At 66.4% G+C, this 14,090-nt stretch carries 15 protein-coding genes; 10 read left to right on the forward strand and 5 right to left on the reverse strand.

The window, feature by feature from the left end; translation table 11 throughout:
- Positions 1–21: 21 nt before the first annotated feature.
- Positions 22–1,452, forward strand: coding sequence for a serine hydrolase domain-containing protein (locus SSKA14_RS10505; protein ID WP_008265805.1), 1,431 nt, complete (start codon positions 22–24; stop codon positions 1,450–1,452).
- A gap of 9 nt (positions 1,453–1,461) precedes the next feature.
- Here the strand turns inward: SSKA14_RS10505 and SSKA14_RS10510 are convergent, their stop codons facing one another.
- Together SSKA14_RS10510 and SSKA14_RS10515 are read right to left on the reverse strand one after the other, a co-directional pair.
- Positions 1,462–1,854: a DUF3037 domain-containing protein gene (locus tag SSKA14_RS10510; RefSeq protein WP_008266292.1), complete on the reverse strand. Its 393-nt coding sequence runs from the start codon at positions 1,852–1,854 to the stop codon at positions 1,462–1,464.
- Positions 1,832–2,608 (reverse strand): HipA family kinase, encoded by a 777-nt coding sequence (locus SSKA14_RS10515; protein ID WP_008266310.1) that lies wholly within the window; start codon positions 2,606–2,608, stop codon positions 1,832–1,834. The genes SSKA14_RS10510 and SSKA14_RS10515 overlap by 23 nt, the downstream gene beginning before the upstream one ends.
- A 459-nt stretch (positions 2,609–3,067) precedes the next feature.
- Here SSKA14_RS10515 and SSKA14_RS10520 point away from each other — a divergent pair, with 459 nt between their 5' ends.
- The 4 genes from SSKA14_RS10520 (at position 3,068) to SSKA14_RS10535 (ending at position 7,346) form a co-directional block, all read left to right on the forward strand.
- Positions 3,068–3,397 carry a hypothetical protein gene (locus SSKA14_RS10520; RefSeq protein WP_008264504.1) on the forward strand — a complete coding sequence of 110 codons (330 nt, stop codon included), beginning with the start codon at positions 3,068–3,070 and terminating at the stop codon, positions 3,395–3,397.
- A gap of 169 nt (positions 3,398–3,566) precedes the next feature.
- Entirely contained in the window at positions 3,567–6,029 is a 2,463-nt protein-coding gene (locus SSKA14_RS10525; protein WP_008268578.1) for a prolyl oligopeptidase family serine peptidase, read from the forward strand.
- A 122-nt stretch (positions 6,030–6,151) separates the two neighbouring features.
- On the forward strand, positions 6,152–6,907 hold the full coding sequence (locus SSKA14_RS10530) for a hypothetical protein (RefSeq protein ID WP_232281376.1): 756 nt from the start codon (positions 6,152–6,154) through the stop codon (positions 6,905–6,907).
- Positions 6,908–7,025: 118 nt separating this feature from the next.
- Positions 7,026–7,346, forward strand: a complete 321-nt coding sequence (locus SSKA14_RS10535) for a hypothetical protein (RefSeq protein ID WP_040007432.1) — start codon at positions 7,026–7,028, stop codon at positions 7,344–7,346.
- Between the two features lie 13 nt (positions 7,347–7,359).
- On the opposite strand, the gene SSKA14_RS10540 is transcribed toward SSKA14_RS10535, so the two are convergent.
- Positions 7,360–8,343, reverse strand: coding sequence for a hypothetical protein (locus tag SSKA14_RS10540; RefSeq protein WP_008267053.1), 984 nt, complete (start codon positions 8,341–8,343; stop codon positions 7,360–7,362).
- 137 nt (positions 8,344–8,480) lie between these two features.
- Here SSKA14_RS10540 and SSKA14_RS10545 point away from each other — a divergent pair, with 137 nt between their 5' ends.
- Both SSKA14_RS10545 and SSKA14_RS10550 read left to right on the forward strand, forming a co-directional pair.
- Positions 8,481–9,446 carry a DUF2268 domain-containing putative Zn-dependent protease gene (locus SSKA14_RS10545; protein WP_040007434.1) on the forward strand — a complete coding sequence of 322 codons (966 nt, stop codon included), beginning with the start codon at positions 8,481–8,483 and terminating at the stop codon, positions 9,444–9,446.
- Between the two features lie 49 nt (positions 9,447–9,495).
- Positions 9,496–10,305: an SGNH/GDSL hydrolase family protein gene (locus SSKA14_RS10550; RefSeq protein ID WP_040007436.1), complete on the forward strand. Its 810-nt coding sequence runs from the start codon at positions 9,496–9,498 to the stop codon at positions 10,303–10,305.
- Here the strand turns inward: SSKA14_RS10550 and SSKA14_RS10555 are convergent.
- Complete coding sequence (locus SSKA14_RS10555) at positions 10,253–11,122, reverse strand: LysR family transcriptional regulator (protein WP_008266248.1); 870 nt, start codon at positions 11,120–11,122, stop codon at positions 10,253–10,255. The two genes, SSKA14_RS10550 and SSKA14_RS10555, sit on opposite strands and share 53 nt — an antisense overlap.
- 105 nt (positions 11,123–11,227) lie before the next feature.
- On the opposite strand from SSKA14_RS10555, the gene SSKA14_RS10560 reads away from it, so the two are divergent.
- On the forward strand, positions 11,228–12,361 hold the full coding sequence (locus tag SSKA14_RS10560) for an agmatine deiminase family protein (RefSeq protein ID WP_008264527.1): 1,134 nt from the start codon (positions 11,228–11,230) through the stop codon (positions 12,359–12,361).
- Positions 12,362–12,367: 6 nt separating this feature from the next.
- Here the strand turns inward: SSKA14_RS10560 and SSKA14_RS10565 are convergent, their stop codons facing one another.
- The gene (locus SSKA14_RS10565; RefSeq protein WP_008265616.1) at positions 12,368–12,913 is read right to left on the reverse strand and encodes a thioesterase family protein; all 546 of its coding nucleotides are present in this window, start codon (positions 12,911–12,913) and stop codon (positions 12,368–12,370) included.
- 69 nt (positions 12,914–12,982) lie between these two features.
- On the opposite strand from SSKA14_RS10565, the gene SSKA14_RS10570 reads away from it, so the two are divergent.
- On the forward strand, positions 12,983–13,558 hold the full coding sequence (locus SSKA14_RS10570; RefSeq protein ID WP_040007438.1) for a TetR/AcrR family transcriptional regulator: 576 nt from the start codon (positions 12,983–12,985) through the stop codon (positions 13,556–13,558).
- A 52-nt stretch (positions 13,559–13,610) separates the two neighbouring features.
- Entirely contained in the window at positions 13,611–13,994 is a 384-nt protein-coding gene (locus SSKA14_RS10575; RefSeq protein ID WP_040007440.1) for a nuclear transport factor 2 family protein, read from the forward strand.
- The last annotated feature ends 96 nt before the right edge of the window (positions 13,995–14,090 follow it).

Consider the following 14,090-nt stretch of genomic DNA (forward strand, 5'->3'; position numbering starts at 1 on the left):
GATCCCTGCAAAGGAATTACGATGAAGGCGGTTGGACGTCTGCTGCTGTGCGCTGCGCTGGCTTGTCCGTTTCTGACGGCTGTACTGGCTTTTCCCGCGGTTGGCGCAACCGTTTCCGAGCCTGCACATCCGCATGCGCAGGACGCCATCGATGACTGGCTTGCGGCCTTCAATGCAGGCAGCCTCGATGCGTTGCAGGCTTTCGCCGACAAGTATGCGAAGAAGAAAGGCAGTGCTCCCAATGACTATCTCGAGTTCCGCGAAAGTACCGGCCCGCTGCGCGTGCTGGAAACGCGCGAGGGCACGCCTGGTCACGCGAAGCTGCTGGTGATGGGTCAGCTGAACGAGCGTGCGATGTGGGTGACGGCGGAGATGGACCCGGACCATCCAGCACACCTGAAGCTGTTCCAGATCGAAGGCACCGAAGTACCGGAAAAATACAAGCCGGAGCGTATTGCGTTGCCGGCCCTGATGGCTGACGCCAGGACGAAGCTGGACGCGCTGCGCGCACAGGATGCGCTGTCGGGAGCGTTGCTGGTGGCGCGCAACGGCGAGGTGCTGCTGGATTGGCGGGGTGGCCAGGCGGATCGCGAAAGCGGTATTCCGGTGCGGGCGGATACGCGCTTCCGGCTGGCGTCGTCCAACAAGATGTTCACCTCGGTGGCCATCCTGCAGCTGGTGCAGGCCGGCAAGCTAGGGCTGGACGATACGATCGGCAAGCACCTGCCCGACTACCCGAACAAGGCCGTCGCCACTGAGGTGACCGTCCGCCAGTTGTTGACCCACACCAGCGGCCTCGGCGATTTTTTTGGCGATGATTTTGACCAGTATTCCGCCTCGCTGAAGACGCTGGATGACTACGTGCAGCGCTTCGCCAAGGATGCACCGCAGTTCACGCCCGGTAGCCAGGACAGCTACTCCAACTACGGCTTCATCGTGCTTGGACGCCTCATCGAGGCCGTGTCCGGGCAGTCGTACTACGCCTATGTGGAAGACCACATCCTGCGTCCGTCTGGCATGACCGGCACCGGCTTCGAACCGGAAACGGTGAAGGTGCAGCAGCGTGCCGTCGCCTATACGAAGAAGGATGGGCAATGGGTACGTGAAACGAAGTCGCTGCCCTGGCGCGGCATGTCCGCTGGCGGTGGCTACAGCACAGCCACCGACATGCTGAAATTCGCCGAGGCGCTGCGCGGCGGGAGACTGGTCTCGCCCGCACTGCTGCAGCAGGCCACCACGGCGCAGAACCACAAGCGCTGGTATGGCTTTGGCTTCGTGGTGCAGGGCGAGGGCAGGGAGCACCAGTACGGCCACGAAGGCGGTGCGCCTGGGTCGAACAGTGCCATCGTGGTGATGCCTGCTCAGGGTTATGTGATCGTCGGCCTGGCCAATGTCGATCCGGATGCGATCGGCAATGTGGTCAACTACATCGCGCGGCGCGTGCCACTTTGATCGCGCCGGTCATTCCGGTACCCGCACCATTTTCGTCATCAGGTGCTCCACCACGGCTGCCGGATCGGCGGTGCGGCCCACATGTGTGCTCGACATCTGCACGATCGAGCTGCGCTTGGCGGTGAGGAAGTGGAACCGTGCGCGTGCGGGAAGCTGTGCGATCGGCCCGGCCGTGGCATCACCGCGGCAGATCGCCACGATCGCATCCAGCCACGGCTGCAGCGCATCCTGGTCCAGTGCCGGCGCGAACGCGTGCAGGCGTGCCGGATCGATCTCGATGGCTGCTTCCAGATGGCGCGCGCCGGGGCAGGACACGATCACCCCGACGTTGATGAACTCTTCGCGTTCCACCCGCGGTACCACGCGGATGACCGCATAGTCATACGTGTGCAGCGTGGGCACGGATGGCCTCCTGCACGAACACTGCACGCACCTTCAGGCGGTGCTTGAGATAGTCGATGTAGCCCTGGCGATAGGCCTGCGGGCTGTCGAATGCCGGCTCGTTGACCAGCCAGCTGTCGGGCACCAGGCCGACGATGCGCTCGATCTCGGCATCGGTCAGGCGGGCGGCCAGCTCGGCATCCACCTCGGCGATGCGGCTGGCGAACGACAGCAGCACGTGGTCGCGGATCAGCACGAAGGGTTTCTCGCAGGCCTCGCCGGCGTTGGCCCAATCGTGATGGAAGTACATCGCGGCGCCGTGGTCGATCAGGTACAGCTTGCGATGCCACACCATCAGGTTGGGATTGCGCGTGGTGCGATCGACATTGCTGGTGAACGCATCGAACCAGACAATGCGCGAGGCCAGGTCTGCATCCACCGGCATTGCCGCCGGATCGTAGTTGATCGCGCCGGGCAGGTAGTCCAGGCCCAGGTTCAGGCCCTCGCTGGCCCGGATCAGTTCCTGGATTTCCGGGTCCGGTTCAGTACGGGCGAACTCGCGGTCCAGTTCGACGAACAGGATCTCCGGAATCGGCAGCCCCAGCGTGCGCGCCATCTCGCCAGCGATCAGCTCGGCGATCAGCGCCTTCGGTCCCTGGCCGGCACCTCGGAATTTCAGCACGGCCATGCCGTCGTCGTCGGTCTCGACCACGGCGGGCAGGGAGCCACCTTCCCGCAGCGGGGTGATGTAGCGGAGGGCATGGACGGTGCGCATGCGTGCATTCTAGCGTGGCGCCGCGGGAGACGCCCCGCAGCGGAGCGGGACGCCAGCTTGATGAACGGGCACCGCGCGCATCGCCTCGTGCGGGCCGGCGGCAATCTTCACTTCTTCCTTCCGCGCGCAGTGGCAGCATTCGTTGCAACGGAGCAACACGCCCGCGTGTGACCTTCAACAGGAGGCCGTCATGCCGCTACAGTGCAGCTGTCACGCTTCACCCTGCATGCAACGCAACGCGTGGTGTTGACCTTGGCCTGACACGGTCACGCCACCGGCACGGATGGCCATCCCCCGCAGTTACAGACACCGTTTACATATCGCGCCCCCGGCGTTGCCCGGTGGGTCCTGCGATCCAGTGAGTTGCGCCCCACGATGAATCCCTGCGTTGCCGTCGGCAGTGGCAACGTGGGCGGCCGCCGAGTCCACGATGTCCCCACAGGCTTTGGAGGTGCACCGATGAGCGACGAATTCAATCCCATGTTGCCGCCCCTGGACGATGCCAAGGCCGAGGAAATGATCGGCAAGGTCGTGCTGGTCGGTGTCACCCGCTATGGCGGCGACGGCCAGGTGCAGGGGCTGGAACAGTACGCGGGTACCGTGCTGCGCATCAGTGCCGACGAAGGCGTGGTGCTGGCCGATGAAGATGATGGTCATGAGCGCTACCTGCCACCGATGCTCGACCAGTACCAGCGAGCCGAGCCCGGTGAGTACCGGATGCGGAACAGCGGCATGATCGTGGTCGACCCCGATTACCTGACCGCCTGGGACCTGCACGCCCAGCAGTGATGACAGCCCACGCCTGGTAGATGCCGGCGCGCTGCCGGCATCTCCGGGCGCGTCCCACTTTGCCCCATCCGGCCACTAGTCCTTCCGGCCCATTCCCCCTGCCTCCTGCGGTGCTAGATTCGGGCTCTTGCCCGTCCTCGGGCTCACATTCACACCCCAGGGGATTAGGATGCTCATCCGTCGAACCTCTCTGGCGGCGGCTGTTGCCGTTGCCACCGTCGGCCTGCTGGCCGCTGGCCCGGCCTTCGCTGATTACGCGAAGCCGCCGGAACACCTGCTCAAGGTGCTGAAGGCACCGCCGCCGCCGGCACCGAACGTGGCCCCGGGCGGGCAACGCCTGCTGCTGACCACCGCGCAGACCTACCCGTCGATCAGCCGCGTGGCCCAGCCCTATCTGAAGCTGGCCGGCGTGCGCCTGGAGCCGAAGAACCGCAGCCGCCATGACACCCCCGGCGGCTACGGCATTCCGGCCTGCGTGGCCGACTTCACCCTGGTCGAGATCGGCAGCGGCAAGGAAACCAAGGTGAACCTGCCGCAGGGCTGCGCCACCGGCGCGCTGTGGTCGGCCGATGGCAGCCACTTCGCCTTCCAGAATGCGGTCGACACCAGCGTGCAGCTGTGGGTCGGTGATGCCGCCACCGGCCAGGTGAAGCAGGTGTCGAACGTGCAGCTGAACCCGATCTTCGGCAACACCGTGCAGTGGCTGGGTGGCAGCCAGAACCTGCTGGTGAAGCTGGTGCCGGCCAACCAGGGCCCGGCGCCGTCCAATGGCGGCGTGCCGACCGGACCGGACGCGCAGGAATCGCTGGGCAGCAGTGGCGAGAGCAGCACCTATGAAGCGCGCGATACGCTGACCAGCGTGCATGACGAGAAGCTGTTTGCCTACTACGGCGCTTCGCAGCTGGCGGTGGTCGATACCGCCGCTGGCAGCGTGCGTCCGGTCGGGCAGCCGGCGCTGTTCAACGAGGTCAGCGCCGCACCCGATGGCGTGCATGTGCTGACCGAGTCGATCAAGGCCCCGTATTCGCACGCGGTGACCTACCAGCGATTTGCCAACGACGTGGCGGTGCTGGACATCACCAGCGGCAAGACCACCCCGATCGCCAGCCTGCCGCTGGCCGACCGTGTGCCGGTTCACGGCGTGCCGGAAGGCCCACGCGGGTTCGACTGGCGCGCCACCGATCCGGCCACCCTTGTCTATGCCGAAGCGCTGGACAAGGGCGACTGGAAGGTCAACGTGCCGCATCGTGATCGCGTGCTGATGCTGAAGGCCCCGTTCAACGGCAAGCCGACCGAAATCACCCGCACCGCGCAGCGCTTCGAAGGCTTCGCGTGGACCACCGATCCGGCCGTGGCCTTCCAGTACGAGAACGACGAGAACCGCCACTGGATGCAGACCCGCATCGTCGATGTGGACCAGCCGAAGAAGGAAGGGCGCCTGCTGTGGGACATGTCCAGCGATGAGCTGTACGGCAACCCCGGCAACCTGGTCTTCACCCGCCTGCCGAACGGCGCGCCGGTCGTGCGTCGTGAGGGCAACCATGTATTCCTCAGCGGTCGTGGCGCTTCGCCGCAGGGCGATCGTCCATTCCTCGACCGCCTGGACCTGGGCACGCTGAAGAGCGAGCGCCTGTTCCGCAGCAGTGCCGATGCCTACGAGCAGTTCCTCGGTTTCAGCGCCACGCCGGGCCGCTACCTGACCTGGCACCAGTCGGTGATCGATCCGCCGAACGCCTTCATCCGCCAGCAGGGCGAGGCGGTAGCCGATGCGAAGGCCGGCGAGGCGCAGTTCGCCTCCAGCGCCACTGCGCTGACCAGACTGGTCGACCCGACCCCGGAAGTGCGCCAGATCAAGAAGCAGCTGGTGACCTACAAGCGTGCCGATGGCGTGGACCTGTCGTTCACCCTGTACACGCCGCCGGGTTACAAGGAAGGGCAGCGCGTGCCGGCGATCCTGTACGCCTACCCGGCCGACTTCGCTAACGCCGCGCAGGCTGGCCAGGTGTCCGGTTCGCAGCAGACCTTCACCCGCCTGCAGCCGTATCGCCTGATGCTGCTGGCCGGCTACGCGATCATCGACAACGCCTCGTTCCCGATCGTGGGCGACCCGAAGAACGCCTACGACACCTATCTGGAGCAGCTGGAAGCCGACGCCAAGGCGGCGGTGGACAAGGCGGTGGACATGGGCGTGGTTGACCGTAACCGCATCGGCGTGACCGGTCACAGCCATGGTGGCCTGATGACCGCCAACCTGATTGCCCACACCAACCTGTTCAAGGCCGGCGTGGCCACCAGCGGTTCGTACAACAAGACCTTCACCCCGTTCGGCTTCCAGAACGAGCGTCGCTCGGTGTGGCAGGCGCAGGACGTGTACCTGAAGGCCTCGCCGTTCTTCTATGCCGACAAGATCAAGCTGCCGCTGCTGCTGGTCCACGGCGAGGACGATGCCAACCCGGGTACCGAACCGTTCCAGTCGCGCAAGCTGTACCAGGCCATCCGTGGCAACGGCGGTACCACCCGCCTTGTGATGCTGCCGAACGAGCCGCACTGGTACACCGCGCTGGAATCGAATGAGCAGTTGGTGTCGGAAATGCTGAACTGGTTCGACACCTACGTGAAGAACGCCAAGTAGCGTCGAGCGTGCTCGACGGCGTTGCAGAAGGCCGCCTCCGGGCGGCCTGTCTGCATCCGGTGGAACCGGGCCTACGCTGCGCTGCTGCTTGAAAGGGATAGGGAGGCCTCATGAAGACGGTATTGCTGGCACTGGCGGCGCTGTTGGCATCTCCTGTTGCCATGGCGGTCCCGCCACGTATGAGCGTGCACGTGACGTACGACTGGTCTGGCTGGGGTTCGGTGTCGGAGCACTGGCTCATCCAGCGCGATGCCTATGGCTTGACCACCCGTGTGCAGGTGGTGGATGCGCCTGACGTGAAGGCGCGATTGCCTGAGCTGCTGCCGGTCGACGCCATGGCGGCGTTCGAGGCCGCGCTGCAGGCAGCACCACTGACCCGGGAAGCCACAGTGAATCTGATCAGTTCGCGGCTCGACCGGGCCGCGATACTGGAGCTGGACCCGGGGCTGCGCAGCCTGCAGCCGGGCGCATGCTCGTTCGTCCAGCAGCGTGCATTCGCCCGCCAGGCGCTGGCCACCTTGAGCCTGCAGGCACGTGTCGCACGTCATTTTGAAGGTCTCTGGACCGACGACTACCCGATGATGACCGTGGTGGTGACCCGGCCGGGACGCGCGGACGTCGTACTGGTATCGACATCGCAGGCAACGATGATGCTGCCCTGGAAGCGCCTGCCGTCGGCGGAGTTCGATCAGCAGGCACTGGCCGTTGCCCGGGAAGAGTGGCGCCCGGCATTGAGCGAAGCGGTGAATGCGCTGTTGCCGGGCGGCGAAGTCTCGCGCAACCGATTCCAGATGGGGTGGCTGCAGGACCGGTTGCGCAGGGACCTCGCACTGGAGTCGCTGGACTGTGGTGCCTGGCGCAGACGGCGCGCAGAGTGATCCATCAGGCGTGCTCTGCGATCAACTGTGGAGGCTCGGTAACGACGTGTTACCGGCACATTCCCGCGTCATGCAAATGGGCTAGGCTGACCCTGTGAGTTCGTCCCGGGTCGGTGCAATGAAAGCCATCCTTGTTGCTGCAACGTTGTCCCTGGTCCTGGTCTCGACTGCAGGTGCGCAGCCACTGCCCACCGAGCTGGCGCAGCTGGGGATCATCGCCGGTATGCCCTACGCCAAGGCCAAGCGCCTGCTGGATGCTGCGGGATGGCAGGTGAAGCCGCTACAGGGCGCGCCGGAATCGCTGGAGGGCTTTCCGGAAGTTGGATGCCAGAAGGGCGGAAAGCAGTGCGCAACGACCTTTGAGAAGGGCGATCAGCAGGTCGCGGTGCGGCTGGGCACTACCCTGGCAGGGCAGCCGTTCGTGCAGGGCGCTGACTGAGCGTCTGCCGCGCTCAGGCCAGCGGCAGTCGGTCCAGCGCGTGCGACAGGCGATCGTGCAGGTCGCGCACATGCTCGGCCTTGGCGTGGGTCCGCGTGGTGTCACCAAAGCTGCGCAGATAGGCGCAGGCCGCGAAGCCAGCGCTCTTCTTCTCGTATTCGGCAATCCAGGCCAGGCGATCCGGGTTGTTGGCCTGCTCGGCTGACCACGCGGCCACCGGCGGGCGGATGCGGTACTTCAGGCCGACGCGCCACGGTTTGGGTGTCAGCCGAGCCCGGAAGCAATGCTGCAACCGGCACATGCGCGCGTACAGGGTGTCGGCGCCCAGTGCCTTGAAGAACGGCTGCAGCTGTTCGTCCTCGGGTGGGAACGTGGCGTGCATGGCCAGCACGCGCAGTCCGGCCGGTGTCCGGTAGGCACGCAGGTGCCAATCCGGATGCTGCTCGCTGAAGGCCGCGACCCGCTGCAGGGCCACACCCTCGGAGCCACCGGCCGCGGCCAGTCGGCGCCTGCGTTGCATCAGCAGCGCGGTATTCACCAGCACCACCGCCGCCACGCCCAGCACCAGTCCCACCAGCCAGTGCCAGAGCAGGGTGCCGATGATGGCGCCGGCAAACAGCAGCACCGCCGCGATGAGGGCGGGCATCACGCACCCTGCCGGGGGCGGCGCGTGGTCGATGTCGGCGAACAGCACGTCCGGGGTGTTCAGGCACAGCGCACCGTAGCTGTTGCGGGTGATGATGACATCGCCGTCGCGCCGAACGATCTGCTCGCGGATCGGAACGCCTTCGATGCCGTAGTTGCTGCGCGCCTCGCGGCGCGGCAGCGCCTGCCCGGCAATGATGGCGTTGAGTGCCGCGTTGGCGCGTGCATCCGCATGCGCCTGCGCTTCGATGGGGCCTTCATCGGACCAGCCGAAGCGCCGCACGACCAGCGAACGGCCACGGAATCGCGCCTGCACGCGGGCTTCGGCCCAGTAGGCGGGAACGATCATCATCTGCGTGCTCCATCATCCGCGGCTGGCTGCCGGCGTGAGTCTGGCATAGCACCGGGGTTGCCGCATCCGCCTGCTGCGGCAGGCCGGGCAGAGTGGTAAATTGCGCGCCTTGCATGCACACCACCAAGGACGGAGCGATGTACATGATCCTGCGCGGCCTGCTGGCCCTGGCCTGTGCCGGGGCGTTGGGCGCGGCCATGGCGGCTGCACCGTCGGCGCCGCAGATCCTCACCGAGGATGTCAGTCGTTTCTACGCACTCTACGACAGCGCGGGCGGCAAGCCCAGTGTTGCCCAGCTGCGTGGCTACCTGGCCGAAGGTTCGACCGGCCTGGCGGAGTTGGCCAAGGCGCGGCGGGTCACTCCCGAACGGATTGCCGAAGCCATGGCCGCCCAGCCCGAGCTGTACGCACAGGGACGAAACTGCCTGGCCGAGCTTCCGGTGGTGAAGCAGCGCCTGGCGCACGTGTTCGCCAACCTGCAGGCGATCTACCCGCAGACCCGGTTCCCGCCGGTGACCATCGCGGTGGGCCGTGGCCGGCCGGTCGGGCTGACCTCGAAAAGTGGCGTGATCATCGGCCTGGAAGCACTGTGCGCGGCCGACTTCATGAATCCCAACGTGCAGGATCGTTTCGTGCACGTGATCGCGCACGAGTACGTGCACGTCCAGCAGACCGGGCTGACCGACTTCGAGCCGGGCGATCCGCATGCGACGGTACTGCGCGTGTCGCTGGGTGAGGGCATCGCCGAGTTCATCACCGAACTGATTTCCGGCAACGTGGGCAATGCCCGCCACGCCGCATGGACACGCGGCCGCGAAGTGCATATCGAGAGCGCGTTCGCACTCGACCTCGACAGCACCGACCTGTCGCCGTGGCTGTACAACTACACGCCCGGTTCGCAGGAGCCCTATGACCTGGGCTACTGGGTGGGTTACCGCATCGCCAAGGCCTACTACCTGCAGGCCAGGGACAAGCGTGACGCGGTGCGTGCGCTGATCCAGCAGGACAACCCGAAGACCATCCTGGCCGCCAGTGGCTGGACGCCGGGCATGTGGATGCCGGCGAAGGTGACCGGCGTGGCGGCGCGTCCCGCTGCGCGCTGAGCCTTGTGCACAGCGCTAGACTGCGGGTCTGGTCATCTGGAGAACCCGCATGCGTGGATCCATGCTGCTTGCCGGTGCTATCACCGTTGTCATGGCGCTGAGCACGCCACTGGAGGCGGCCGAACAGGCGGCGGTCAATCCCTTGCTGGTCAAGCCTGTTGAACAGCTGCGCCCGGACGAAGTGCGTTTCATGCAGCAGCAACTGGCCGACTGGCCGCAGCTGCAGCGCTATCGCGACGCCAACGCACAGGTGTCTGCGGCAGTACCTGGCCAACCACGCGTGGTGTTCTACGGCGACTCCATCACCGAAGGCTGGGGCAGGGAAGGCAGCGCCTCGTTCTTTCCCGGCAGGGGCTGGCTCAACCGTGGCATCAGTGGCCAGACCACGGCACAGATGCTGCTGCGTTTCCCGCAGGATGTGCTGGCGCTGAAGCCGCAGGCGGTGGTGATCCTGGCTGGCACCAATGACATTGCCGGCAACACCGGGCCCTCCACGCTGGCGATGATCGAGGACAACCTGCACGCGATGGTGGATCTGGCGCGCGCGCATGGCGTCCGCGTGGTGTTGGCCTCGGTGCTGCCGGTCAGCGAGTACCCGTGGATGCCGGGCATCACGCCTGCGCCCAAGGTACGTGCATTGAATACGGCGTTGAAGCGCTATGCAGAGGCGAAGCAGCTCATCTATCTGGACTACTACGCGCCGATGGTCAACGCGGCTGGCGGCCTCGACCCGCAGTTGGCCGACGACGGCGTGCATCCCACCACGAAGGGGTATGCGGTGATGGCGCCGTTGGCCGAAGCGGCGATCAAGCGCGCGCTGGATCAGGCAGACTCGCCAGCAACCACTCACAGAAACTGATCACCAGCGGATCGGCCGCGCTGTCTTCGTGCACCAGCCAACTCCAGCGCGGGCCGCGCACGCGTGCATCATCCAGCGGTTGCAGCAGCCCCTGCTCGCAGGCGCGCGCGGCCAGCAGTTCGCTGACCAGCGCGATGCCCAGCCCCTGGCACGCAGCATCCAGCAGCTGCCCGGGCTCGGAGAAATTCATGCCCTCGCGGCGCTGGCCCACGTCCACGCCGCCCTGTACCTGCCACTGGCTCCAGTCCATCTCGCGCTCGCCATGCAGGGTCAGGCGCTGCTGCACGGGCGTGGCGAGCAGGGCCGGATGGCAGGCCGGATAGAGACGGTCCTGCAGCAGCACCCGATGCTGGCACTGCGCCTGTGAGTCGAGGTCATCACGCACCGCCACGTCCAACGTCTGCGTCGTCATATCGGGCGCTTCCTCGCTGGTCAGCAGCCACAGATCGGCGTCGGGATGCAGGCGGTGGAAGTCGGCCAGGCGCGGCACCAGCCAATGGCGGGCAAAGGCCGGGCTGGTGTTGACGATCAATTGATTGGGTTTGCGGTACTGATCGAGCCGGCGGATGCCGCTGGCCAGCTGGCGCAGCAGGGACTGGGTGGTTTCCAGCAGATCGAGGCCGGCGTCGGTGAGGGTGACGCTGCGACCCTGGCGGAAGAACAACGGCTGCTGCAGGGCGTCTTCCAGGCCACGGATCTGCTGGCTGATGGCCGATTGGCTCAGGTGCAGTTCCTCGGCCGCGCGATGGAAGCTGCCGAGCCGGGCGGCGGCTTCGAACCCCCGCAGGGCGTTCAGGGGTGGCCAGTGCTTGAGCATTTCAGATAAGCAGAACTGTTCAGATGATGGCTGAATCTATCGTTTGTTCTTATGGGTCGGCAAGCGCAGCATAGCGTCCATCCCACACCGGCCCTGGAGCCTGTCATGAGCAACCGTCGTCACTTCCTCACCCAGCTGGCGGGCGCCGCCGGTCTTGGCGGCCTGGCGGCCCTGGGTCTGGCCGGCCTGCCGGGTCGCGTGGCAGCGGCGGGCCCGGGCGCAGGCATCTGGCGCATGCCGGACGAGCACGGCCCGCAGGAACGCGTGTTCCTGGCCTTCGCCGCGCAGCCGCGGGTATGGGGCGCGCAGGCCGATGCGGTGAACACCGCCGTGGCGCGGCTGGCGCGCACCATCGCCCGCCACCAGCCGGTCAGCGTGCTGTGCCGCCCGGCGCAGTTGAAGCAGGCGCAGGATCGCTGCGGCCGCGGCAACATCGAGTTCCTCGAGGTGCCGCTGGATGACATCTGGGTGCGCGACTACGGCGGCTGCTTCGTCACCAATGGCCGGGGCGGGCTGGGCCTGGTCGACTTCAACTTCAACGGCTGGGGTGGCAAGCAGAGCGCGCGCAACGATGGTGCGGTGGCACCCTGGCTGGCGCAGGTGACCGGCGCAACGCTGCTGGAAAGTGACCTGGTGGGGGAGGGTGGCGGCATCGAAGTCGATGGCCATGGCACCGCCATCCTCACCGAGAGCTGCTGGGTGAACCGCAACCGCAACCCAGGCTGGTCGCGCGCGGATATCGAAGCCGAACTGAAGCACCACCTCGGCCTGCGCAAGATCATCTGGCTGCCCGGCATCGCCGGAGAAGACATCACCGATGCGCATGTGGATTTCTACGCGCGCTTCGTGCGTCCGGGTGTGGTGATCGCCAACCTCGACAACGATCCGGACTCCTATGATTACGACCTGACCCGCGAGCACCTGCAGATCCTGCGCGGGGCCAGCGATGCCGATGGCCGCCGCCTGCAGGTGCATACGCTGCCGCCGCCGCTGGACGGGCGCGACAACGTGCATACCCGCGACAACGACGATCTGGCGATGGGCTACATCAACTACCTGCCGATCAATGGCGCGGTGGTCGCGCCGCAGTTCGGTGATGACGCCGCCGACGGCTACTGCCGGGAGCTGCTGGAAGACCTGTATCCGGGCCGCGTGATCGAACAGGTGGATATCGATGCGATTGCCGGCGGCGGCGGCGGCATCCATTGCGTGACCAAGAACATGCCGAAGGTGGAGTGACGTGCCTCAGGCATCGTCCTGCTTCAAGGCGGCATCGGCGGCCAGCAGCGCCTGGGCGGCCGCACTCAGTGGCGGCGACGGCGGGGCCACCACACCGATCGCTTCCATCATCTTCGGCATGCTGAGGAATTGGCGCGCGCGGCGGTCGTAGATACCGGTGACCAGCAGCGCGCGGGTGGCGATCTTCTGTTCGGCGCCGATCAGCACACGCTGCTCCATGATGCCGCGCGAGCCCACCCAGCCGACCAGCCGGGTTTCCAGGGTGAAGCGCTGGAACGGCTTCAGCTCGCGGCGGAACTGGATGGTGCCGGCGCCGACGATCGGCGCCCATTTCTCGCGCAGTGCCACCCGGCCCAGGCCCATGCGCAGGATCAGGTCCAGCCGGCCCAGGTCGAAGATGTTCCAGTAGCGGCCATTGGTCATGTGCAGGTTGCTGTCCAGGTCGTTGGGCAGCACCCGGAACTGCAGCCGCGAGACCCCGAACGGGGCGTCCAGCTTCGGCCGGAACAGGCTGCACAGCAGCAGGTGGAGCAGGCGGAACCAGAGATTCATGGCTATGACGACTGTTATAGAACGGCCGGTACGCTAATCTATGACGACTGTCTTAGCAAGGAGCCTGCCGTGAGCCCGCGACCCTCTGATGCGCCTCAACGCGTGATTGATGCCGCGGCACAGATGCTGGCGCGCGTGGGCCTCAATGCCACCAGCATCCGCGAGGTGACCAAGTTGGCCGAGGCGCCGCTGGGTTCCACCTATCACCATTTTCCCGGCGGCAAGCAGGAGCTGCTGGCGCGTGCCACCCATATGGCCGGCGACAAGGTCGAAGCGCTGCTGGTGGAGCTGCTGAAGGGCGGCGCCGTGCAGGGCCTACAGCAGTTCCTGGGGATGTGGCGCGAGCGCCTGCTGCGCACCGATTTCCGCGCGGGCTGCCCGGTGCTGGCCGCTGCGGTGGAGGAGCCAGTGGAGGCGATGCACAGCCAGCCCCGCGCGGCCGCCGCGGAGGTGTTCGCGCGCTGGCAGGGCCATCTGGCCTCGGCCTTCGTCGCTGAAGGTCACGATCCAGCCGCTGCGGCCGGTCTGGCCAGCCTGGTGATCGCCAGCGTGGAAGGCGCGGTGGCGATGTGCCGTGCCCTGCAGGACATCGCCCCGTTCGATCAGGTGGCCGCGCAGTTGCTGAAAGCCGCGGTGACGCCTTGATCCGGCCACGCGGTCGCGGGAGACTCGGTGCTGGCCCTGAGTGGACGCCGCCATGGACGAATCGCACTGCCGCCACCTGATCGAGCACTACCTGCAGGCCTACAACCGCTTCGACATCGACGCCATGCTGGCCGTGCTGGCGCAGAACGTGCGCTTCGAAAACCATAGCGGCGGCCAGCTGACCATGGTCACCGAAGGCATCGATGCCTTTGCTGAGCTGGCACGGCAATCGGCGCAGATGTTCCGCGAGCGGGAGCAGCAGTTGCTTGAGCTGGCGTTCGAGGATGACGTGGCGCTGGCCAGCATTGGCTGGCGTGGCGTGTTCGCGCAGGACATTCCCGGCGGCCCCCGCGCAGGCGCGGAACTGGCACTGAAGGGGCGCAGCGAGTTCGCTTTCGAGGGCGGTCGCATCGTGCGGATCGTCGACCGCAGCTGAGGAGCGGCTGCGGTGGAATCCGCGCAACACCGCCTACGCGTGCCCGGCAAGGATGCCAGCATGCTGCATCAGGTTCTCAAGCGTCCATGCTGCACG

This window comes from Stenotrophomonas sp. SKA14 (assembly GCF_000158575.1).
GTDB classification, from domain to species: Bacteria; Pseudomonadota; Gammaproteobacteria; order Xanthomonadales; family Xanthomonadaceae; genus Stenotrophomonas; species Stenotrophomonas forensis.

Bases quoted from the DNA above. Each gene is read 5' to 3' on its own strand.
- SSKA14_RS10575 (WP_040007440.1), top strand. From the start codon at position 13,611: ATGGACGAATCGCACTGCCGCCACCTGATCGAGCACTACCTGCAGGCC.
- SSKA14_RS10525 (WP_008268578.1), top strand. From the start codon at position 3,567: ATGCTCATCCGTCGAACCTCTCTGGCGGCGGCTGTTGCCGTTGCCACC.
- SSKA14_RS10540 (WP_008267053.1), bottom strand. From the start codon at position 8,343: ATGATGATCGTTCCCGCCTACTGGGCCGAAGCCCGCGTGCAGGCGCGA.
- SSKA14_RS10565 (WP_008265616.1), bottom strand. From the start codon at position 12,913: ATGAATCTCTGGTTCCGCCTGCTCCACCTGCTGCTGTGCAGCCTGTTC.
- SSKA14_RS10560 (WP_008264527.1), top strand. From the start codon at position 11,228: ATGAGCAACCGTCGTCACTTCCTCACCCAGCTGGCGGGCGCCGCCGGT.
- SSKA14_RS10520 (WP_008264504.1), top strand. From the start codon at position 3,068: ATGAGCGACGAATTCAATCCCATGTTGCCGCCCCTGGACGATGCCAAG.
- SSKA14_RS10555 (WP_008266248.1), bottom strand. From the start codon at position 11,122: ATGCTCAAGCACTGGCCACCCCTGAACGCCCTGCGGGGGTTCGAAGCC.
- SSKA14_RS10550 (WP_040007436.1), top strand. From the start codon at position 9,496: ATGCGTGGATCCATGCTGCTTGCCGGTGCTATCACCGTTGTCATGGCG.
- SSKA14_RS10505 (WP_008265805.1), top strand. From the start codon at position 22: ATGAAGGCGGTTGGACGTCTGCTGCTGTGCGCTGCGCTGGCTTGTCCG.
- SSKA14_RS10545 (WP_040007434.1), top strand. From the start codon at position 8,481: ATGTACATGATCCTGCGCGGCCTGCTGGCCCTGGCCTGTGCCGGGGCG.
- SSKA14_RS10535 (WP_040007432.1), top strand. From the start codon at position 7,026: ATGAAAGCCATCCTTGTTGCTGCAACGTTGTCCCTGGTCCTGGTCTCG.
- SSKA14_RS10515 (WP_008266310.1), bottom strand. From the start codon at position 2,608: ATGCGCACCGTCCATGCCCTCCGCTACATCACCCCGCTGCGGGAAGGT.